Source organism: Nocardia cyriacigeorgica GUH-2 (genome assembly GCF_000284035.1).
Taxonomy (GTDB): Bacteria; Actinomycetota; Actinomycetes; order Mycobacteriales; family Mycobacteriaceae; genus Nocardia; species Nocardia cyriacigeorgica_B.
Genome location: NC_016887.1, coordinates 4317571 through 4332616, shown reverse-complemented (window position 1 = coordinate 4332616; position 15046 = coordinate 4317571). Strand labels below are relative to the sequence as shown.

At 67.9% G+C, this 15046-nt stretch carries 15 protein-coding genes and 2 tRNA genes; 10 read left to right on the top strand and 7 right to left on the bottom strand.

Going from position 1 to position 15046, the window contains the following annotated elements:
- The first annotated feature begins 126 nt into the window (after positions 1–126).
- Both NOCYR_RS19655 and NOCYR_RS19650 read left to right on the top strand, forming a co-directional pair.
- Positions 127–198: transfer RNA gene (locus NOCYR_RS19655), tRNA-Gln, on the top strand.
- 200 nt (positions 199–398) lie between these two features.
- A tRNA-Glu gene (locus NOCYR_RS19650) sits at positions 399–471 on the top strand.
- A 572-nt stretch (positions 472–1043) separates the two neighbouring features.
- Here NOCYR_RS19650 and NOCYR_RS19645 read toward each other — a convergent pair.
- The 3 genes from NOCYR_RS19645 to NOCYR_RS19635 all read right to left on the bottom strand — a co-directional run bounded on the left by NOCYR_RS19645 (position 1044) and on the right by NOCYR_RS19635 (position 2663).
- Positions 1044–1226: a DUF5302 domain-containing protein gene (locus tag NOCYR_RS19645; RefSeq protein ID WP_014352149.1), complete on the bottom strand. Its 183-nt coding sequence runs from the start codon at positions 1224–1226 to the stop codon at positions 1044–1046.
- Between the two features lie 144 nt (positions 1227–1370).
- A complete protein-coding gene (locus NOCYR_RS19640; RefSeq protein ID WP_014352148.1) occupies positions 1371–1892 on the bottom strand; it encodes a pyridoxamine 5'-phosphate oxidase family protein in 522 nt (173 codons plus the stop codon).
- A 69-nt stretch (positions 1893–1961) separates the two neighbouring features.
- Positions 1962–2663 (bottom strand): IclR family transcriptional regulator, encoded by a 702-nt coding sequence (locus NOCYR_RS19635; RefSeq protein ID WP_014352147.1) that lies wholly within the window; start codon positions 2661–2663, stop codon positions 1962–1964.
- 165 nt (positions 2664–2828) lie between these two features.
- On the opposite strand from NOCYR_RS19635, the gene leuC reads away from it, so the two are divergent.
- From leuC to NOCYR_RS19620, 3 genes are all read left to right on the top strand, one after another.
- Entirely contained in the window at positions 2829–4244 is a 1416-nt protein-coding gene (gene leuC / locus NOCYR_RS19630) for a 3-isopropylmalate dehydratase large subunit (RefSeq protein ID WP_014352146.1), read from the top strand.
- Positions 4245–4294: 50 nt separating this feature from the next.
- Entirely contained in the window at positions 4295–4903 is a 609-nt protein-coding gene (leuD, locus tag NOCYR_RS19625; RefSeq protein WP_014352145.1) for a 3-isopropylmalate dehydratase small subunit, read from the top strand.
- Positions 4904–5059: 156 nt separating this feature from the next.
- Complete coding sequence (locus NOCYR_RS19620; RefSeq protein ID WP_014352144.1) at positions 5060–5725, top strand: HU family DNA-binding protein; 666 nt, start codon at positions 5060–5062, stop codon at positions 5723–5725.
- Positions 5726–5865: 140 nt separating this feature from the next.
- Here NOCYR_RS19620 and NOCYR_RS19615 read toward each other — a convergent pair whose 3' ends face one another.
- The 3 genes from NOCYR_RS19615 to cofC form a co-directional block, all read right to left on the bottom strand.
- Positions 5866–6789, bottom strand: coding sequence for an NUDIX hydrolase (locus NOCYR_RS19615; RefSeq protein ID WP_048834316.1), 924 nt, complete (start codon positions 6787–6789; stop codon positions 5866–5868).
- Positions 6790–6839: 50 nt separating this feature from the next.
- A complete protein-coding gene (locus tag NOCYR_RS19610) occupies positions 6840–9017 on the bottom strand; it encodes an RNA degradosome polyphosphate kinase (protein ID WP_048833545.1) in 2178 nt (725 codons plus the stop codon).
- Positions 9018–9089: 72 nt separating this feature from the next.
- A complete protein-coding gene (gene cofC / locus NOCYR_RS19605; protein ID WP_014352141.1) occupies positions 9090–9785 on the bottom strand; it encodes a 2-phospho-L-lactate guanylyltransferase in 696 nt (231 codons plus the stop codon).
- A 31-nt stretch (positions 9786–9816) separates the two neighbouring features.
- Between cofC and NOCYR_RS19600 the strand changes: the two genes are divergently transcribed.
- The 3 genes from NOCYR_RS19600 to NOCYR_RS19590 are packed head-to-tail and all read left to right on the top strand — an operon-like array spanning position 9817 to position 12276.
- Positions 9817–10812: an NAD(P)H-dependent glycerol-3-phosphate dehydrogenase gene (locus NOCYR_RS19600; RefSeq protein WP_048833544.1), complete on the top strand. Its 996-nt coding sequence runs from the start codon at positions 9817–9819 to the stop codon at positions 10810–10812.
- A 43-nt stretch (positions 10813–10855) separates the two neighbouring features.
- Entirely contained in the window at positions 10856–11953 is a 1098-nt protein-coding gene (locus NOCYR_RS19595; protein WP_048833543.1) for a D-alanine--D-alanine ligase family protein, read from the top strand.
- A gap of 20 nt (positions 11954–11973) precedes the next feature.
- Positions 11974–12276 (top strand): DUF6191 domain-containing protein, encoded by a 303-nt coding sequence (locus NOCYR_RS19590; protein WP_014352138.1) that lies wholly within the window; start codon positions 11974–11976, stop codon positions 12274–12276.
- Between the two features lie 9 nt (positions 12277–12285).
- Here the strand turns inward: NOCYR_RS19590 and NOCYR_RS31035 are convergent, their stop codons facing one another.
- Positions 12286–13116 (bottom strand): DUF3515 domain-containing protein, encoded by an 831-nt coding sequence (locus tag NOCYR_RS31035; protein ID WP_014352137.1) that lies wholly within the window; start codon positions 13114–13116, stop codon positions 12286–12288.
- 209 nt (positions 13117–13325) lie between these two features.
- Between NOCYR_RS31035 and NOCYR_RS19580 the strand changes: the two genes are divergently transcribed.
- Positions 13326–14330: a thiamine-phosphate kinase gene (locus NOCYR_RS19580; RefSeq protein ID WP_081505451.1), complete on the top strand. Its 1005-nt coding sequence runs from the start codon at positions 13326–13328 to the stop codon at positions 14328–14330.
- Positions 14331–14341: 11 nt separating this feature from the next.
- The gene (locus NOCYR_RS19575; protein ID WP_014352135.1) at positions 14342–15025 is read left to right on the top strand and encodes a uracil-DNA glycosylase; all 684 of its coding nucleotides are present in this window, start codon (positions 14342–14344) and stop codon (positions 15023–15025) included.
- Positions 15026–15046: the final 21 nt, after the last annotated feature.

Genomic DNA, 15046 nt, shown 5'->3' with positions numbered 1-15046 from the left:
CCACTGCCCGAAAACCGGCCTCTGACCAGGCGATTTGTAGTCACCCGGTCATCGTTTGGTACTCTTCTTCTCGGCCGGAACACGGCCTCGGAGTCACCCAGACACGAGGCTGAAAGCGCTGGTCATTGGGGTATGGTGTAATTGGCAACACAGCTGATTCTGGTTCAGCCATTCTAGGTTCGAGTCCTGGTACCCCAGCGGAGAAAGCTCCAGCTTCGACTCATGCTCACAAGGCTGTGACGAGAATCCTCCTCGCGACGGCGAGCAGGTCCGCCGGACGCTCATCCAGGCGATTTGGTCGCCACGCCTCGGCCGGTTAAGCTTGCCGAGCCTGATCGAGAGATCAGACCGATCGAAAGATCACCGGATAAACCTCAGCCAGAGGTGATCCAAGTCCTGGCCCCGTCGTCTAGCGGCCTAGGACGCCGCCCTCTCAAGGCGGTAGCGCGGGTTCGAATCCCGTCGGGGCTACGCAGATGGAAGGCTCATGCTCACAAAGAGCGTGAGCCTTTTCTGCTTCGCAGTGTTTTTTGGGGGTGCAACCCCCAAACCCCGCCCGGAGGGCTTCGCCCCCGGACCCCTTTCTGGAGTCCTTCTCGGGCTGCCTGGCACCTGGAGCTTGCCCGGGCGGCTTCGCCCCCGGACCCCCTTCGGGAATCTGCCTCGGGCTGCTTGGCAACTGGGGTCTTGCCCGGGCGGCTTCGCCCCGGAGCCCTTTCTGGAGTCCTTCTCGGGCTGCTTCGCTCCTGGAACCTTGCCCGGGCGGCTTCGCCCCGGAGCCCTTTCCGGAATCCTCTCGGGGTGTTGCCCCCGGACCCCTACTCGGGCTGCTTGCCCTCGGACAGCCTGCCGGAATCTCTCTCGGGCTCCTTGCCCTCGGGACGCCTTCGGGGAATCTCTCTTGGGCTGCTTCGCCCCTAGTGCCCGCCTGGATCGCTTCGCGCCGGGGGCGTGGGGCGTGCGTTGGGTGGGGATGTTGCTTGTGGGTGGGGCTGAGAAGGTGGGGCCGGCCTGGCTGAGGGGCCAGGCCGACGGGGGGGCTTCTAACCGCTCTTGCGGCGGAACTCGCGTTTGTGGCTGGCGTTGCCGTGGGGGGCGGTTGCCTTGGAGTGGCCGTCCAGGTGGGCGGCGGACTTGGTGTGGTGTTCGTTCTTGCGTTCCAGTGCCTCCCGGAATTTGCGCTTCACATCGTCGGCGCTGCTATGGGAACCACTCGATTCCGACATGGTGTGCTCCTTGTGGTCGGGCCGAGGCCGTGCCGGCGAGCGGGGCGGCGCCCGGCCGAAACGTGTCGAACATCTCGACGCTAGCCCGCCGGGGCGGTCCTGTCAGGTGGATTACGGGTTGCCCGAATGCGCCGGAGCGCGGATTCAGTCGTCGAGGGCGTGGGCGGTGGTGCCGCCCAGGGGCATCTCGGGTAGGCCGAGCTTGCGGTGATCCCAGCTGCGGATGCGGTCGGCGACCACGCGCACGGCCACCCGCTTGTTGAGCATGGTCTCCACGAACGGGCGCATTTCCTCGCTGTAGGGGCCGGTGTAGCGCTCCCAGACGCTCACACCGACCGCGAACAGCTTCTCCGGATCATCGATGATCTCCGCGCGGCCCTCGATCGACACACCGCGCAACGTGTCGTAGGTCTGGCCCGCCTCCACCATGCACGTCACCCGCGGGTCGCGGCGCATGTTCACCGCCTTCTGCGACTTGGCCTTGGTCTCGAACCACAGCTCGGGCAGGCCGCCGTCGGGCGCATCGATCAGCGCGTACCACATCGCGGTCAGATGCGGTGCGCCGTTCGCGCCGAGGGTGGCCAGCGTGGCGACGCGGCTACGCGTCAAGAAATCGGTGATCTCGCTGTCGGACATGACGATCTGCGACCGTTGGTTGACTCCCATGGGTCGACTGTAGTGAGGGCGGGTGCCCTCGGGTAGAGCAGCCGTACCCCGGCTACCTCCACGAAGGGCTCAGAGCCGTTTGTGCAGGGCGTCGGCCGCCGCCACCAGATCCGCCGCCCAGCGCGCGCCCGGCCGGCGTCCCATCCGATCAATGGGCCCCGACACCGAGACCGCGGCCACCACCGAACCACCCGGATCGCGCACCGGCGCCGACACACTGGCCACCCCGGCGGCCCGTTCGGCCGCACTCTGTGCCCAGCCGCGCTTGCGGACCTCGGCCAGCGCGCGTTCGCCGTAGACGGCCTCGGCGAGGATGGAGCGCTGCAATTCCGGATCCGCCCAGGCGACCAGAACCTTCGCGGCCGAACCGGCGGTGAGCGGCAGCCGTGCGCCGATCGGGACGGTGTCGCGCAGGCCCGCGGGCGGTTCCAGTGCGGCGACACAGACGCGGGCATTACCGTCGCGGCAGTACAGCTGCACGCTCTCGCCGGTGATCTCGCGCAACCGCGGCAGGATGGCCGAGGCGGCGTCGTGCAGCGGGTCGCTGGCGCCCGCGGCCAGCTCGGCCAGCGCCGGGCCTGCCCGCCAGGAACCGTTGTTGTCCCTGCTCAGCAGGCGATGCACCTCCAGTCCGACGGCCAGCCGGTGCGCGGTGGCGCGGGGCAGTCCGGTGCGCTCGCACAGTTCGTTGAGGCCGCACGGTTGCTCGGCGACCGCATACAACACCGCCACCGCTTTGTCCAGGACGCCGATACCGCTATGCTGTCTCATAGAACGATATTAGCGTCTCGCATGCTGAGATTCCTAGCCTCGGGTTCCAGGTACCGGGATTCCGGGGGTTCCGGATCGCAGAATGCGAATTCCCCTCATGTCGCGCATCCGCCACCGACAGCCCAGATCGGCGCACCGGATGCCAGCCCGAAAGGTGATCGATACATGGCACGCACGCTGGCCGAGAAGGTATGGGAACAGCACGTCGTCGCCCGTGGTGAAGGCGAAGGCGCCGCGCGCGAACCCGACCTGATCTATATCGACCTGCACCTGGTGCACGAAGTGACCAGCCCGCAGGCGTTCGACGGCCTGCGCGCCGCCGGGCGGCCGGTGCGCAGGCCCGATCTCACCATCGCGACCGAGGACCACAACGTCCCCACCATCGATATCGATAAACCCATCGCCGATCCCGTCTCGCGCACCCAGGTGGAAACGCTGCGGCGTAATTGTGCGGAATTCGGGGTACGCCTGCATCCGATGGGCGATCTCGATCAGGGCATCGTGCACGTGGTCGGCCCGCAGCTGGGTTTGACCCAGCCGGGAATGACGGTGGTGTGCGGCGACAGCCATACCTCCACCCACGGCGCTTTCGGCGCGCTGGCCATGGGAATCGGCACCAGCGAGGTCGAACACGTGCTGGCCACCCAGACGTTGTCGCTGCGGCCGTTCAAGACGATGGCGATCACCGTCGACGGCACGCTGGCGCCCGGCGTCACCAGTAAAGACCTGATCCTGGCCGTGATCGCGCAGATCGGCACCGGCGGCGGGCAGGGCTATGTGCTGGAATATCGCGGCGAGGCCATCCGGAACATGTCGATGGAAGCGCGGATGACCATCTGCAACATGTCCATCGAGGCGGGCGCACGGGCCGGCATGATCGCCCCGGACGAGACGACCTACGAATTCCTCAAAGGCCGCCCGCACGCCCCGCAGGGAGCCGATTGGGACGCCGCGGTGGCCGCCTGGGAGGCGCTGAAGACCGACGAGGACGCGGTTTTCGACGCCGAGGTGCACATCGATGCGGACAAGCTGACCCCGTTCGTCACCTGGGGCACCAACCCCGGTCAGGGGGCGCCGCTGGGTGAGCGGGTGCCCGATCCCGCCCAGATCGCCGATGAAACGGCCCGTGAGTCCGCGGAGAAGGCACTGCGATACATGGATTTGGCGCCGGGTACGCCGCTGCGTGAGGTCGCGGTGGACACCGTTTTCGTCGGATCCTGCACCAACGGCCGGATCGAGGATTTGCGCGCGGTGGCCGGGGTTTTGAAGGGACGCCGGGTCGCCGACGGTGTCCGAATGATGGTCGTACCGGGTTCTATGCGGGTGCGAGCGCAGGCGGAAAAAGAAGGACTCGGCGAGATTTTCACCGCCGCCGGCGCGGAATGGCGTCAGGCCGGTTGTTCGATGTGCCTGGGAATGAATCCCGATCAACTCGAACCGGGCCAGCGCTGCGCCTCCACCTCGAACCGCAACTTCGAGGGCAGGCAGGGCAAGGGCGGCCGGACCCACCTGGTGTCGCCGCTGGTCGCCGCCGCCACGGCGGTGCGCGGAACGCTGTCCTCGCCTGCGGATCTGGACTGACCCGCCAGTAAGTCGCCCCGTCGAAGCCGAATCAGACTCAGGAGAATCAGATGCAAGCCTTCACCGTGCACAAGGGGATCGGGGTTCCGCTGCGCCGATCCAATGTCGATACCGATCAGATCATCCCGGCGGTCTATCTGAAGCGGGTCAGCCGAACCGGATTCGAAGACGGGCTCTTCGCGGCCTGGCGAACGGATCCGGACTTCATTCTGAACACCGAACCCTTCAATCGGGGCAGTGTGCTGGTGGCCGGTCCGGATTTCGGTACCGGATCCTCCCGTGAGCACGCGGTATGGGCACTGTCGGACTACGGCTTTCGAGTGGTCATCTCGTCCCGTTTCGCCGACATCTTCCGCGGCAATGCGGGCAAGGGCGGTCTGCTGGCCGCTCAGATGTCACAGAACGATGTCGAAATGCTCTGGAAGTTGCTCGAGGAACAGCCCGGACTGGAATTGGTTGTGGACCTCGAGGCGCGCACGGTGACGGCAGGAACCATCGTGTTGCCGTTCGATATTGATGACTACACCAGGTGGCGTCTGCTGGAAGGTTTGGACGACATCGGGCTGACGCTGCGGCGCGAAGAGCAGATCGCCGAGTTCGAAAAGGCAAGGCCAAGTTGGAAACCCACAACCCTGCCGGCGCATATTTCGCAGACGTAATCACCTGCGGCGGTTAGCTGGGCGCCGACCGGGGCGGTAGCTGTACGTGTGCTAAACCACATGAATTTTGGCGTGGCACATAGACTCTTGCCCAAAGTGGGTTTACCGTGGTACCTAGTCGGTCCGACGACGGGCCATTAGTCTGCGGAGGATTCAATGAACAAGGCGGAACTGATCGACGTTCTGACCGAAAAGTTGGGTACTGACAGGCGCACGGCCACCGCGGCAGTCGAGCATGTGGTCGACACCATCGTGCGCGCGGTGCACAAAGGTCAAAGCGTCACCATCACCGGATTCGGAGTATTCGAACAGCGCAAGCGCGCGGCCCGTGTCGCGCGGAACCCGCGCACCGGCGAAACCGTCAAGGTGAAGCCCACTTCGGTGCCCGCGTTCCGTCCCGGTGCCCAGTTCAAGGCCGTCATTGCCGGAAAGCAAAAGCTGGCGGCCACCGGGCCTGCGGTGAAACGCGGTGTGAATGCGCCGGTCGCGGCCAAGAAAACGGCTGCGAAGAAGACCGCTGCCAAGAAGACCGCGGCCAAGAAGGCGGCCACCAAGGCCCCGGCCAAGACCACGGCTCGCAAGGCAGCCACCAAGGCGCCGGCCAAGACCACCGCGCGCAAGACGGCCACCAAGACGGCCGCGAAGAAGGCGCCCGCCAAGAAGACCACCACGGCGGCCAAGAAGGCGCCCGCGAAGAAGACGACGGTCGCGAAGAAGACCGCCGCCAAGAAGGCCCCCGCCGCCAAGAAGACGACGGCGGCCAAGAAGACCACCGCCAAGAAGACCGCGGCGAAGAAGGCTCCGGCCCGCCGCGCACGCTGATCCGACGTCAGGCGCGTAACTCAGCCCGTCGCGCGCGGACGCCAGTCCACCGGGTGGATACCTCCACCCGCGGTACCGAACGCGAAACGGCCCCGGGAGATCCCCGGGGCCGTTCGTCGTGCCCGCCTATGGCGGCATGCTCATTCGGAGACGTCGGGCCCCACATCGATCGACAGCGAGCGATCCAGATGGTCGGCGGCCACGAGCCGGCCGTCGGCGAACGACAGGACCCACACGCTGCCCTTGCGATTGCGCGCGGGCGGCAGGCTCACGCCGTCACGCTCGGCCCACCAGCTCATCAGGTCCGGAATCACCGCCCCCTGGCTGCACAGCACCCGAACGGCGGAATCGGAGACCAGCTCACGGACCCGTTCGCGCGCCTGCTCCGGCGCGGCGGCATAACCGGATTCCGACAGCAACGGCTCGATTCCGATCTCCACGCCCAATTTCTCGGCCAGTGGCTGCACCGTCTGCACACAACGCAGCGGATCGGCGGAAAAGATCTCACTCGCCCCGAAAGCGAGCAAATTCGGTACCAGAGCCACCGATTGCTTGCGGCCGGCCCGTTCCAGCGGTCGTTGATCGTCGGGACCGGTGAAGCGCTCGCGGCGCCCGGCTTTCGCGTGCCGGACCAGCAGTAGCGTGCTGGTTGCCGCGGGCAAGCGGGTGAATGCGCGCACGACCTGGCGATCCATCGGGTACGACAGCTCATCCATCACCTGATCCAGCCGCAGCCAGACCAACTCGTCGACCTCGGCGTTGGCGGCGAAGGCGCCGTCGATCACCTCGGCGGCCCAGTAATAGACGCGTTTGAGTTTGCGGTGGCCGGGCACCGGATAGGTGACGTGACCGAGATAGCGGCCCAATCGGCACTGCAATCCCGTCTCCTCGGCCACTTCACGCACCGCGGCCAGCACCGGCGTCTCCCCGGGATCGAGTTTGCCCTTCGGTAGCGACCAATCCTCATATTTCGGCCGGTGGATCACCGCGATCTCGACGGCGCCGGAACCATCGGGCGCGTGCCGCCAGACGACGGCACCGGCGGCGTGGATATTGGCCTGCATCCGGGAATCCCGGAACAACCCACCATTGGTGGCGAAACCGGTCGTCGCGCTCACTGCTGATCCGGCCGCCGCAATCGCATCAGATACGCCTGGTGATCGCGGACCTGCGCGCCGTCGGCACCGGTGCGCTCGGGCCACGCCTGCCAGCTGCCGTCCGGTTGCAGCACCCAGCACCTGGTCATCGGATCGAGCGCGGAATCGAATACCGAATCGAGCCGGTCACGCAGTTTCGGATCCTTCACCTGGGCCATGACTTCCACCCGGCGGTCCAGATTGCGGTGCATCATGTCGGCACTGCCGATCCAGTACTCGTCCTGGGCCTGGAAATGCATGATCCGCGAATGCTCGAGGAACCGGCCGAGAATCGAACGCACCTCGATGTTGTCGCTCATTCCCGGCACGCCGGGGCGCAGTCCGCAGATTCCGCGCACCACCACCTGCACCGGCACCCCGGCCTGCGAGGCGCGATACAGCGCGTCGATGACCTGTTCGTCGACGATCGCATTGGCCTTCAGCCGGATTCGTCCCGGCTGCCCGCTCTGCGCCAGTTCGATCTCCCGCTGGATTCGCTCGATGATTCCGGCGCGCACACCCGTCGGCGCGACGAGAATATTGCGGTAATCGGACTTGCGCGAATACCCGGTCAGCGAGTTGAACAGATCGGTGAGGTCGGCACCGATTTCCGGTGCGGCAGTGAGTAATCCGACGTCTTCGTAGAGCCGCGCGGTCTTCGGGTTGTAGTTGCCGGTGCCGATATGGCAGTAGCGGCGGATGGTCGCGCCTTCACGGCGGACCACCAGGCAGGTCTTGCAATGGGTCTTGAGGCCGATGAGGCCGTAGACCACGTGCACGCCCGCCTGCTCCAGCGTCCTGGCCCATTTGATGTTGGCCTGCTCGTCGAAGCGGGCCTTGATCTCCACCAGCGCGACGACCTGCTTGCCCGCCTCGGCGGCGTCGATGAGCGCGTTGACGATCGGCGAGTCACCGGAGGTGCGGTAGAGGGTCTGCTTGATCGCCAGCACCTGCGGGTCGGCGGCGGCCTGCTCGATGAACCGCTGCACGCTGGTGGAGAACGAATCGTAGGGGTGATGCACCAGCACATCGCCTTCGCGGAGCGCGGCGAAGACGTTGCGCGGGGTCTCCCGCTCACCGAACGCGGGCGGGGTGGCGGGCACATAGGGCGCGTCCTTGAGGCCGGGCCGGTCCACCCCGTACACCTGCCACAGGCACGACAGGTCCAGCAGCCCCGGCACCTGGATGACGTCGCCCGGGTCGACCTCCAATTCCCGCAGCAGCAGTTCGAGCATGTGCTCGGTCATGTCGTCGGAGACCTCGAGGCGCACCGGCGAACCGAACCGGCGCCGGGCCAGTTCCCGTTCCAGGGCTTGCAGCAGATCTTCGTCGCGGTCCTCGTCGACCTCGAAATCGGCGTTGCGGGTGATGCGGAACGAATGGTGCTCCACCACCCGCATCCCGGGGAACAGTTGGTCGAGGTGCGCGGCGATGAGCGCCTCCATCGGCAGGAACGCCGCCACCGCACCGGAACCGGAATCGGTGCGGCGCACCCGCACGAACCGGTCGACATTGTCGGGCACCTTGACGCGGGCGAAATGCTCACCGCCGGTGGTCGCGTCCTGCACCGTCACCGCGAGGTTGAGGCTCAGGCCGCTGATGTAGGGGAACGGGTGCGCCGGGTCCACCGCGAGCGGGGTGAGGACGGGGAACACCTGATCCTGGAAGTGCGCCGAGAGCCTGCGGCGTTCGGCCTCGTCGAGGTCGGACCAGTCGATGATCGCGATGCCCTCGGCGGTGAGCGCGGGCAGCACGTCGTCGAGGAAGACGCGCGCGTGGCGGTCGGCGATCTCCTGGGCTCGAGCCGCGATCAGCTCCAGCTGTTCACTGGGGGAGCGGCCGTCGGCCGAACGCACCGAAAGCCCCGTCTCGGCACGGCGTTTGAGGCCCGCGACCCGGACCATGTAGAACTCGTCCAGGTTGGAGGCGAAGATGGCCAGGAATTTGGCGCGCTCCAGCAACGGCAGCGAGGCGTCCTCGGCGAGGGCCAGCACCCTGGCGTTGAAGTCCAGCCAGCTCAATTCGCGATTGAGGTAGCGATCGGCCGGCAACCGCTGGGCCGGCGAACCGGGCTGCAAGGGTGCCGCCGCCGGCGGTGGAGTGGGAAGCACCTGCTGCTGCTTGACGGTTTCGGTATCGCTCACGCCAACGATCATCCCTTACAAACCGGGCGGTGTGCAGCCTGACACCGTGATTGCCACGCGAATCACCCCGGCCGTGGCGACCGGCTAGCACACGTGCGGGACCGGGGCATGAACACGGCCGCACCAGCCGATGTCGTGCAGCACCGAGCGGGTCGCGGCACCGGTGCCGCGGGCGATCGCGCGGTCGAGATCGTCGGCGGTGTCGACGTCGAGGCGCAGGCCCGGCCAGTCGCCGTCGAGCCGCACCGCGCCTGCGGCGATATGCCGGTGCGCCGACCCGGGACCGAAGGCCGGCTCCAGCGGCACCGCGGCGCGGGCCAGCAGCGCGGCGGTGCCGGTGCCCGCGTGATCGACGACGACCGAGCGGGCGTCGCGGGGTGCGGTGGCGAGCATGCCGGCGAGTTCGTCCGGGCGCAGCGCGGGTAGATCCGCCTGCAACGCCAGCACATCGACCGGGCCGTGCCGGTGCCGCAGCTCGTCGGCCGCCGTGCGCAGGGCCGAGTTGAGCCCGTCGGGATCGCCGGGGCCGCCGGGGCCGGTCATGGGTTCGGGGTGCACGAGCGCACCGAGCCTGCCCGCCCGTTCGGCGACGGCCGGATCCGGGGTGACGACGGTGACCGAGGCGAGCTGTGCGACGGCCGTCGCCGCGCGCACGGTATCGGTGAACATGGCCAGCACCAGGCTCGCGCGCTCGCGCGGCGGCAGTCGATCGGCCAGGCGGGACTTGGCACGGTCGAGACTCTTCACCGCGATCACGGCGTGCACGGTGTGCGAACGCATGGCCCCGATCTTTCCATGGCATATTGGGCTGATGACGAGGGCGGCAGTGCTTGGTGCGGGATCGTGGGGAACCGCATTCGCGAAGGTGTTGGCGGACGCGGGATCGGATGTCACCATCTGGGCGCGCCGATCAGAGGTGGCGCAGACGCTGAACACCGAACACCGCAACCCGGATTACCTGCCCGGAATCCAGCTGCCGCCGGTGCGGGCCACCGACGATTTCCAGCTCGCCCTCGACGGCGCCGAACTGGTCGTGCTCGCGGTGCCCTCGCAATCGCTGCGCGCCAATCTCGAGGTGTTCAAGCCCGCCATCGGCCCCGACACCACACTGCTGAGCCTGGCCAAGGGCATCGAGACCGGAACGCTGCTGCGGATGAGCCAGGTGATCTCCGAAGTCACCGGCGCCGAACCGAGCCGGGTCGCGGTGCTGTCGGGACCGAACCTGGCCAGGGAGATCGCCGCCGAGCAGCCCGCGGCCACCGTGGTGGCGTGCAGTGACGCCGATCGCGCGGTCGCCGTCCAGCAGGCCTGCGCCACCGGATACTTCCGGCCTTACACCAACACCGACGTCATCGGGTGCGAAATCGGCGGGGCCTGCAAGAACGTCATCGCGCTCGCCTGCGGTATCGCCGCGGGGATGGGATTGGGCGACAACTCCATCGCCAGCCTCATCACCAGGGGTCTGGCCGAGATCATCCGACTGGGCGTCGCGCTCGGTGCCGAACCGGTCACGCTGGCGGGGCTGGCCGGTGTCGGCGATCTGGTGGCAACCTGCACCTCGCCGCTGTCGCGTAACCGCTCCTTCGGTCATGTGCTCGGGGAAGGCGGCTCGATGCAGGCCGCCCAGGAAGCGACTCATGGCCAGGTCGCGGAGGGTGTGAAGTCGTGCACATCGGTGCGGGCGCTTGCCGCCGCGCACGAGGTGGAGATGCCGCTGACCAACGCCGTGCACCAGGTCTGTCATGAGGGAATGCCGGTACCGGAGGCGGTCGGCAAATTGCTGGGGCGGCGGATCAAACCGGAGTAGTCCGGCGCGTGTAGCCGGCCCCGCAACGGGTACGGTTCCGTGCATGACGAACCGGATCAGGGTGGCTGTGGTGTTCGGCGGGCGCAGTAACGAGCACGCCGTGTCCTGTGTGTCGGCCGGCGCCGTGCTGCGCAACCTGGATCCGCGGCGCTACGAGGCCGTCCCGATCGGCATCACCCCCAACGGAACGTGGATGCTCGGTGGCGCCGACGTCGCCGCGCTCGGCTTCGGTGAGCACAGTCTGCCCCAGGTCGACGGCACCGGCACCGAACTGCTGCTGGCCACCGATCCGAGCCGGTCCGGCGATCTGATACCGGTCGGCGATCCCGGTGCGGCCCTCGGCTCGGTGGATGTGGTGTTCCCGGTGCTGCACGGTCCGTTCGGGGAGGATGGCACGGTGCAGGGCATGCTCGAACTGGCGGGCATCCCGTACGTCGGTCCCGGTGTACTGGCCAGTGCTGCTGGCATGGACAAGGAATTCACCAAGAAACTGCTGGCCGCCGAGGGCCTGCCGATCGGCACCCAGGTGGTGCTGCGCGCGCGTGACGTCACGGTGAGCGAGGCCGACCGGGAACGGCTGGGGCTGCCGGTCTTCGTCAAACCCGCGCGCGGTGGATCTTCCATCGGCATCACCAAGGTCACCGATTGGGCCGATCTGGATGCGGCCATCGCGGCCGCGCGCGCCCACGACCCGAAGGTGATCGTGGAAGCGGGCATCGTCGGCCGCGAAGTGGAATGCGGTGTCCTGGAATTCCCGGACGGGCGCATCGAAGCCAGCGTGATCGCCGAGATCCGGATGCCCGAGGTGGATTCCGCCGCGCCGGAGTTCTACGACTTCGAGACCAAATACCTCGACGACGTCTGCGAATTCGACGTCCCCGCCAAACTCGACGACGCCGTCAGCGACGAGATCCGCGCATTGGCCGTGCGGGCCTTCCGTGCGCTGGACTGCCAGGGTCTGGCGCGAGTCGACTTCTTCGTCACCGCCGACGGCCCGGTGATCAACGAGATCAACACCATGCCCGGCTTCACCGCGATCTCGATGTACCCGCGGATGTGGGACGCCACCGGAATCGATTACCGCACGCTGGTATCCACGCTCATCGAGACGGCGCTGGCACGCGGCACCGGACTGCGCTGAGCGGGCGTACCCTCGGTCCCATGCTGATGGCCATGACCATCCCGGGACTCGCCCTGCTCATCATCGCGGTCGCTTTCGGCGATGTGATGTACCGGCGGATCACCGGCCGAACGGCCCTGCCGTGGATGCGTGGTGACGACGAGGGACGCAGTGCGGGCGCCATCGGACTGGAACAATTCGACGCGGTATTCGTCGCCGGACGCCAACACCAATTCGAACAGCAGCAGATGGTGCTCATGTACCGGGAAGACGCGGGCGAGGGCGCACCCGGCGACGTCGGCGTCGATCTGCGAACCGGAAAAGCGACGCTGCGCAAGGACTGAGCGGGCGGCTCAGTTGGGCAGCGGACCCGGATCCAGCGGCTGGGCGGGCAGATTCGCGGTGATCGTGTCCGATACTTCCTGCAACGGGGTCGGTCCCGAACCACCGGGAATGGTCAGCGCGATGTAGGTGGGGCGGTCGACGGCGAACCACGTGCTGGCATCGGCATCCGGATCCGGGATCTCGAACCACTGCACCCCGTTCACCATCTGGATGGGGGAGGCGCGATTGAACTCCAACGGCCGATCCAATCCGCAGCGCAGCACGATCGGCTCACCGCCGTCGGGGTGCTGCCAGGCGCGGGTGGCGGGAGGTGCGGGCTCGACGAGCGTGGACTTCGTGAAATCGCCCAGGTCGGCGGGCAGCGCTGGCAGCAGCGTGGCGCACGCTTCGCTGTCGGCGGCGGGCGCCGGAACCGGGCCCAGCACCAGCGGTTCGCGATCGACGGGCATATTGCGGGCCATGATCGCGGCGACCAGGACCGCGATCACCAGAGCCACCGGGAGTGCGACGGCGGTCGCGATGAGGGCGGGCGGATAGCCGGAGCCGCGTGACTCGGCAGCCGGTTCGTCGGTGTCGGACCCGGACGCATCCGACCCGGCGGTGCCGTCGCCCCTGCGTGGTTCGTCGGCTGTGGACTCGTCGGCCGGTGCAGGCTTGTCGGTGGTGGGGGACTTCTCAGCAGACGCCGAGTCATCGGCGGTTACCGATTCATCAGCCGAGGTCGACGCGCCCGCGTCCGCCGTGGTGGCCTGTTCGCTCCCGCCGGATTCGGCAGACGCAGCCGATGCGCCGGTGTCTTCGGGCGATTCGGTCGAATCGTGGTCCGGCGTGCTCGCCATGCGCGCACCGATCCTTCCTGGTCTCACTGCTGGTAGCCGACTGTGCCGCCATCGGTCCGGCCGTTCGCGGCGCCGCCCCGGCGATCCGGGCAGGCCGCGATACCGGGCGGTAACCCGACGGCCCGTGCACAGGGTACCGTCGGGGCGAATCCGCTTCGGCGGCGCGCCCGCGTCGACCAGCGCGGATCCGCAGACGGAAAGGGCAGGCCATCAGTAGCAGCACGCAGCCGCGGACCGTGGCCGAACTCGGCGAGTTCGCGCTGATCGAGCGCATCAACTCCGGACGCACCCAGACGCCCGCGGTACTGCTCGGCCCCGGTGACGACGCCGCGCTGCTGGCCGCACCCGGTGGCCGGTTCGTGGTCACCACCGACATGCTGGTGCAGGATCGCCATTTCCGGCTGGACTGGTCGAGCCCCTACGAGATAGGCCGGAAGGCCATCGCCCAGAACGCCGCCGATGTGGTCGCGATGGGGGCGGTGCCGACCGGCTTCGTCGTCGCGCTCGGTTGTCCGGGCGAGACGCCGGTCGCGCTGATCGACGGCCTGGCCGACGGTCTGTGGGCCGAAGCGGCCGTCAGCGGCGGGTCCATCGCGGGCGGCGACCTGGTGCGCGATTCGCATCTGGTGCTCTCGGTGACGGCATTCGGCGATCCGATCGGGCCGCAGCCGGTGCTGCGCAGTGGTGCGCGGGCCGGCGATGTGATCGCGGTCGCCGGGCGGCTGGGCTGGTCGGCGGCGGGACTCGCGGCGCTGAGCGCGGGAGCGGGGGAACGCACGGAATTCGCTGATGCTGTTGCCGCGCATCGGGTTCCGAGCCCGCCGTATCGGGCGGTGCTCGACGCGATGACGGCGGGGCTCGCCCCGCACGCACTCACCGACGTCTCGGACGGCCTGTTGGCCGACCTCGGCCACATCGCCACCGCCTCGAACATCGCCATCGACCTCGACGGTGGCGCGCTCATCGACCGCTATCTGGAAGAACTGGCAGAAGCGCTGGATGCCGATGCGGCCCAATGGATTCTGACCGGCGGGGAGGACCACGCCTTCGCCGCCGCCTGGCCGGCCGGGACGGCACTGCCCGCGGGCTGGACCAGAATCGGCGTGGTCGGCGCTGGTCAGGGCGTCACCGTCGACGGTGTGCGCCCGGCCGGGCGAGGTGGCTGGGAATCGTTCGCCGGGGCGGACTCGGCGCAGCGGCCCGGATCGCGATAGGTTGTCCGGTCATGGGCGCGAAACCACTGTCGGAAATCGTGGATCCGGGTTGGGCGAAGGCACTGGAACCGGTGTCGGATCAGATCTCCGCCATGGGCGATTTCCTGCGCGCGGAGAACGCCGCCGGACGCGGCTACCTGCCCGCGGGTGAGAACGTGCTGCGCGCCTTCCAGCGCCCGTTCGACGCGGTGCGGGTGCTGATCGTCGGCCAGGACCCCTATCCCACGCCAGGGCATCCGATGGGTCTGAGTTTCTCCGTCGCGCCGGATGTCTCGCCGATCCCGCGCAGCCTGGCCAACATCTTCGCCGAGTACAGCAAGGATCTCGGCCATCCGACACCCTCGTGCGGTGACCTGAGCCCCTGGTCGGATCGGGGTGTGCTGCTGCTGAACAGAGTGCTGACGGTCTCGCCAGGCCAGCCGGCCTCCCATCGCGGCAAGGGGTGGGAAATCGTCACCGAGCAGGCCATCCGCGCGCTCGTCGCGCGAGACGAGCCGCTGGTGGCGATCCTGTGGGGCCGTGATGCCCAGACCTTGAAGCCCGCCCTGGCCGAGGCCGAGGTGCCCTATATCGAATCCGCGCACCCCTCGCCGTTGTCGGCGTCGCGCGGCTTCTTCGGTTCCCGCCCGTTCTCGCGGGTGAACGAGCTGCTCGACGAGTTGGGAGCCGAACCGGTGGATTGGCGTCTGCCCTGAACCGGGCGTCGATAGGAAACA